Annotated in this window: 5 protein-coding genes and 1 pseudogene; all 6 read right to left on the bottom strand. The window is 69.2% G+C overall.

Going from position 1 to position 5,442, the window contains the following annotated elements; genetic code table 11:
- Positions 1 to 599 (bottom strand): RES family NAD+ phosphorylase (locus AC2W7M_RS19060; RefSeq protein ID WP_486134080.1); only part of this gene is annotated, 599 nt, incomplete at its 3' end.
- On the bottom strand, positions 559 to 942 hold the full coding sequence (locus tag AC2W7M_RS19055; protein ID WP_486134078.1) for an antitoxin Xre/MbcA/ParS toxin-binding domain-containing protein: 384 nt from the start codon (positions 940 to 942) through the stop codon (positions 559 to 561). The genes AC2W7M_RS19055 and AC2W7M_RS19060, both read right to left, overlap by 41 nt.
- 158 nt (positions 943 to 1,100) lie before the next feature.
- Positions 1,101 to 3,272 (bottom strand): polyribonucleotide nucleotidyltransferase, encoded by a 2,172-nt coding sequence (pnp, locus tag AC2W7M_RS19050; protein WP_486134077.1) that lies wholly within the window; start codon positions 3,270 to 3,272, stop codon positions 1,101 to 1,103.
- Between the two features lie 248 nt (positions 3,273 to 3,520).
- Positions 3,521 to 3,790: a 30S ribosomal protein S15 gene (gene rpsO / locus AC2W7M_RS19045; RefSeq protein ID WP_394021198.1), complete on the bottom strand. Its 270-nt coding sequence runs from the start codon at positions 3,788 to 3,790 to the stop codon at positions 3,521 to 3,523.
- A 211-nt stretch (positions 3,791 to 4,001) separates the two neighbouring features.
- Positions 4,002 to 4,322 carry an SH3 domain-containing protein gene (locus tag AC2W7M_RS19040; protein WP_486134075.1) on the bottom strand — a complete coding sequence of 107 codons (321 nt, stop codon included), beginning with the start codon at positions 4,320 to 4,322 and terminating at the stop codon, positions 4,002 to 4,004.
- Positions 4,323 to 4,425: 103 nt separating this feature from the next.
- A pseudogene (truB, locus tag AC2W7M_RS19035) lies at positions 4,426 to 5,442 on the bottom strand (tRNA pseudouridine(55) synthase TruB); the annotation flags it as partial.

Below are 5,442 nucleotides of genomic sequence, written 5' to 3'. Positions count from 1 at the left end.
GCGAGCACCGCGAGGTTCGCCCCCGCATCGGGATCGCGCACGGAGCGGTAGCGCAGGATCTCCACCTGCGCCGCCCGCGCCGCGTCCGCAAGGCCCTGGCAGGGGCCGTAGTCGACGAGGGCGGTCCAGAGCGGCGCGTCCCGGCTCAGCGGGGGCGCCGTGAGGTCGAGATGCCGTGCGCTCGCCACCTCGACGGCGAACGCGGTGTACTGGCCGGCATTCTCGGGCCAGGGGGTCGCCGGCGATTCGGCGAAGAACAGCAGCCGGTAGAAGGCAAGCTCGGCCACCGCCGTCTCCGGCCGCTCGGCGGCGTAATAGACCCCGGCCGTGCGCCCGGCGCGGCGGAAGCGCGAGCCGTGCGGATAGGGCGGCGCATAGCGGAACGGGGTCGAGAGCAGGTAGTCGAGGTGCCGGCAGTCCGGCGGCACCGCCGGCTTGGTGGCCTCGATCATCTCCTCCAGCACGCGCTGCTCTTCGAGCGTGTCTACCAGCTTGAGCGTCGAGGTGAGGTGCTGCGCCTCCACCAGGCGCCAGCAGCGCCCGGCATAGGGCCGCGCCTCAGACGACAGCGCGTCGGGCGTCCAGATAGGCGATGACATCGACCAGCCCGCTGATGGTTTTGATCTTCTCGCTGGGCGTGCCGTCGAGGCCCGTGTTGGGATTGGTCAGCCAGGCGCGGGCGACCGCCTCCTCGCCGCCGGTGATCGCGTCGAGCGCGCGGAACAGGCGCACGAAGAGCAGGGCCAGCTCGAACGGCTTGGTGCCGGCCTCCAGCGCGAAGTCACCCTTCTTCATGCGCGTGAGCGTCGCCGGGCTGAGGCCGATGACGGCGGCGAGCGTCTGCGCGTTTACCCCGAGCCGCTCGGCGGCCCGCAGCAGCGCCTTGGTCAGCACGGCGCCCTGGCTGGAGGGGGCGGGGGCATGATGAGCACTGAGCGTCATCGGCGTGTGTCCTTTCCAATGAAAGAGTATCATAGAAAAATTTATAAGGAAACTAATCGTCTTCTGGCGGCCCGGACGACCTGGTGTGGAAATGGCCTTGGGCAAACGAAAAAGGGCGGCCTCGCGGCCGCCCTTCTCGTTTATCGCTGGAGCGGGGATCACTCCGCCGCGCCGGCCTCGCCCTTGGAGCCGGCCTCGCGCTCGGCCTTGGCCTTGGCCTCCAGGTCCTCGCCGGTGGTCTGGTCGACCACCTTCATGGACAGGCGGGTCTTGCCGCGCTCGTCGAAGCCCATGAGCTTGACCTTCACCTTGTCGCCTTCCTTGACCACGTCGGAGGGCTTGGCCACGCGCTCGTTGGCCATCTGCGACACGTGGACGAGGCCGTCCTTGGAGCCGAAGAAGTTCACGAAAGCGCCGAAGTCCACGACCTTCACGACCGTGCCCTCGTAGATCTGGCCCACTTCCGGCTCGGAAGCGATGGACTTGATCCAGTTGATGGCGGCCTTGATGGCCTCGCCATTGGCGGAGGCGATCTTGATGGTGCCGTCGTCTTCGATGTTGATCTTGGCGCCGGTCTTCTCGACGATCTCGCGGATCACCTTGCCGCCGGAGCCGATCACTTCGCGGATCTTGTCCACGGCGATCTTCATCACCTCGATGCGCGGGGCGTGCTCGCCGAGTTCCGCGCGGGCGGTGGTGAGGGCCTTCGCCATCTCGCCGAGGATGTGGACGCGGCCGTCCTTCGCCTGGGTGAGGGCGACCTTCATGATCTCCTCGGTGATGCCGGCGATCTTGATGTCCATCTGGAGCGAGGTCACGCCCTGCTCGGTGCCGGCCACCTTGAAGTCCATGTCGCCGAGATGGTCCTCGTCGCCGAGGATGTCGGAGAGCACGGCGAACTTCTCGCCTTCCAGGATCAGGCCCATGGCGATGCCCGCCACCGGGCGGCGCAGCGGCACGCCCGCATCCATCAGCGCCAGCGAGGTGCCGCAGACGGTGGCCATGGAGGACGAGCCGTTGGACTCGAGGATCTCCGACACCACGCGCAGGGTGTAGGGGAATTCGTGCTTCAGCGGCAGCATCGGGTGGATGGCGCGCCAGGCGAGTTTGCCGTGGCCGATCTCGCGGCGGCCGGGCGAGCCCATGCGGCCGGTCTCGCCCACGGAGAAGGGCGGGAAGTTGTAGTGCAGCAGGAAGTGCTCCTTGTAGGTGCCTTCCAGGCTGTCGATGAACTGCTCGTCCTCGCCGGTGCCCAGCGTCGCGACCACGAGGGCCTGCGTCTCGCCGCGGGTGAACAGGGCGGAGCCGTGGGCGCGCGGCAGGATGCCGACCTCGGAGACGATCGGGCGCACGGTGCGCACGTCGCGGCCGTCGATGCGGATGCCGTCGTCGAGGATGGCCCAGCGCACGATCTTGGCTTCGAGCGCCTTGAACACCTCGGAGACCACCTGCGGGTTCGGCACCTGCGTGCCGTCCTGCGCCAGTTCCTCGTAATACTTCTTCACCTTGGACTTGGCAGCGCCGACCGCCTCGTAGCGGGCCTGCTTCTGCTTGATCTTGTAGGCCTCGCGCAGGTCGGCCTCGGCGATCTCCTTGACCTTGGCCTCGATGGCGGAGACGTCGGCCGGCTGGAAGTTGCGCGGCTCCTTGGCGGCCTTCTCGGCCAGCTTGATGATGGCCTCGATCACCGGCTGGAAGTGGCGGTGGCCGAACATCACCGCGCCGAGCATGATTTCCTCGGGCAGTTCCTTGGCCTCGGACTCCACCATCAGCACCGCGTCGCCCGTGCCGGCGACCACGAGGTCGAGCGCGCTCTCTTTCACCTCGTCGAGGGTGGGGTTGAGCACATACTCATTCTCGATGAAGCCGACGCGCGCCGCGCCCACCGGGCCCATGAAGGGCACGCCGGAAAGGGTGAGGGCGGCGGAAGAGGCGACCAGCGCGACGATGTCGGGGTCGTTCTCGAGGTCATGGGCGAGCACGGTGACGACCACCTGGGTGTCGCACTTGTAGCCGTCCGGGAACAGGGGGCGGATCGGGCGGTCGATCAGGCGCGAGACCAGCGTCTCCTTCTCGGAGGGACGGCCCTCGCGCTTGAAGTAGCCGCCGGGGATGCGGCCGGCCGCGTAGGTCTTTTCCTGGTAGTTCACGGTCAGGGGGAAGAAGTCCTGGCCCGGCTTCGGCTCGCGGGCCGAGACGACGGTGGCGAGGACCTTGGTGTCGCCGTAGGTGGCGAGCACGGAGCCGTCGGCCTGGCGGGCCATCTTGCCGGTCTCCAGGATCAGCGTGCGGCCGCCCCAGTCCAGCTCTTCGCGATGGATGTCGAACATCTTGGTGGTTCTTTCTCTTCAGCGGACGAAGAAAAAGAGCCATGAGCAAGACGGCCGGACGCGCCGCGCGGCGGGGCGCGTCACGAAGCCCCTCCGACGGTTGCGTCCGGCGATCCTGCCATGGCTCGATTTCTGCCTTCGCGTGCCCGCGGCAGGCCCCATGCCCGCCGGCGCCGGCGCGCCGCGATGGATCGCAGCGCGCGATGTTCCGCGGCGCCGGCCCTTGCGGCCGGCGGCGGGAGGAGGCGTCAGCGGCGGATGCCGAGACGCTCGATCAGGGACTTGTAGCGCCCCTCGTCCTTCTTCTTCAGATAGTCGAGGAGACTGCGGCGCTGGGAGACCAGCTTCAGCAGGCCGCGGCGCGAGTGGTTGTCCTTCGCGTGGGTCTTGAAGTGCTCGGTGAGGTTCGAGATCCGCACGGTGAGGATCGCCACCTGCACCTCCGGCGAGCCCGTGTCGCCGCCCTTGGTCGCATATTCGTTGATGAGCGCCTGCTTGCGCTCGGCCGTGATCGACATCGGATGATCCTTTCAGATGGAGAAACAAGGGTGCACCGAAATCCGCGCGATCGAGCCGGGGAGGCGTTCGGTGCACGTTCGGCCGGGCCGGGATGTCGTCCAGCGCGGTCGAACAAGCGCGAAAGGCGGCGCCGAAGGCACCGCTCGCGCGGCGGACTATACATATTCGCCCGCGGCTTGCCAGCGGAATGTTGCAACCCGGGCGCCGCCCTCAGGAGCAGGCGAGGTAGTCGCGGAACACCCAGCCCAGCGGCTGGCCGGTCTCGATGGCGACCACATAGGCCCACGGCTTGCCCTTGCCGTCGGTGGCGTCGGCCTCGATGCGTACCAAGGTGCCGTTCTTCACCTGGCCGAGGATGTCGCCATAGGGGCCGCTGCGCGCGTTGAGCGGCGTCCCGGTGGGGTCGGCGATCCGGCAGCGGCTCTGTGCCGACGCCGGAAGGCTCGCCGTTGCTGCGAGGGCGGCGCCCAGAAGCCCGATCGCGATCCGGCCGGCGGGCCGGCGGAAGCGGAGAATGACGGATGCCGGCATGGGCCACCTCGGACATGCGCCGCGCACCCGCTTCGGGACCCGGTTGCGGCGTGCGCCGGCCGCAAGTGTAGCAGACCGGCGCCGCAACAGCAGGCCGACGGCCTCAGTCCTCGTGCTGGCGCTCCCGATTGCCGCCGCCCCGGCCCGCTGCTTTGCCCGCGCCTTTCCCGCCCTGGCGCGCCCAGTTGAACACGCGGTGGGGGAACACCTCGCCGCCCTCCACATCGCCGATGGCGATCAGGGCGCCCTGGCAGAACACGCCCGCATGGCCGTGCAGCACCGGCGCGTCGCGGCCGCGCAGGATCACGCTCTGGCCGCAGCGCAAGCGGTGCGCGTCGGGCGGGGTGACGGCGAGGTGCGGCAGTTCCTCGAGCGCGATCTCCACCGGGTCCAGCGCCTCGGCGAGCGCCGCCTCGCTTTCCTCGGCGCGCGCCTTCAGCTCGTCGAGCGGAACGAGATCCTCCTCAAGGAAGGCGCCGACGCGGGTGCGTCGGAGCGCGCTCACATGGCCGCGGCAGCCGAGCATGCGGCCGAGGTCGCGGGCGATGGCGCGCACATAGGTGCCCTTGCCGCACTCCGCCTCGATCACCGCGTGGTCGGCGTCCGGCCGGTCCACGAGGGCGATGGAATGGATGGTGACGGGGCGCGCCTCCAGCACCACCTCCTCGCCGTCGCGGGCAAGGTCATAGGCGCGCTCGCCGCCGATCTTGAGCGCCGAATAAGCCGGCGGCACCTGCAGGATCTCGCCCTTGAAGGCCTCCAGCATGGCGCGGATGTCGAGGTCGTCGGGCCGGTGCTCGTCGGTCGCCACCGGCTTGCCTTCGGCATCGTCGGTATCGGTCTCGATGCCGAAGCGCACCGTGAAGCGGTAGGACTTGCGGCCGTCCATCACGTAGGGAACGGTCTTGGTCGCCTCGCCGAAGGCGATCGGCAGGCAGCCGGAGGCGAGCGGGTCGAGCGTGCCCGCATGGCCGGCCTTCCTGGCCCCGAACAGGCGCTTGACGATGCTCACCGCCTGGGTGGAGGTGAGGCCGGTGGGCTTGTCGAGCAGCACCCAGCCGTCGGAGGTCGCGCTTCGGGCTGCGCGGGCGCTCGTCGCGGCCGCGCGGACCGCGCGGCG

Source organism: Xanthobacter sp. BG11Y11_SDJG (assembly GCF_057364445.1).
Note: the sequence above shows the minus strand (reverse complement) of the source record. Positions and strands in the feature narration are given on the sequence as shown.

What these genes read in the sequence shown, in the direction of transcription:
- AC2W7M_RS19055 (WP_486134078.1), bottom strand. Translation starts at nt 942, where the DNA reads ATGACGCTCAGTGCTCATCATGCCCCCGCCCCCTCCAGCCAGGGCGCC.
- pnp (WP_486134077.1), bottom strand. Translation starts at nt 3,272, where the DNA reads ATGTTCGACATCCATCGCGAAGAGCTGGACTGGGGCGGCCGCACGCTG.
- AC2W7M_RS19040 (WP_486134075.1), bottom strand. Translation starts at nt 4,322, where the DNA reads ATGCCGGCATCCGTCATTCTCCGCTTCCGCCGGCCCGCCGGCCGGATC.
- rpsO (WP_394021198.1), bottom strand. Translation starts at nt 3,790, where the DNA reads ATGTCGATCACGGCCGAGCGCAAGCAGGCGCTCATCAACGAATATGCG.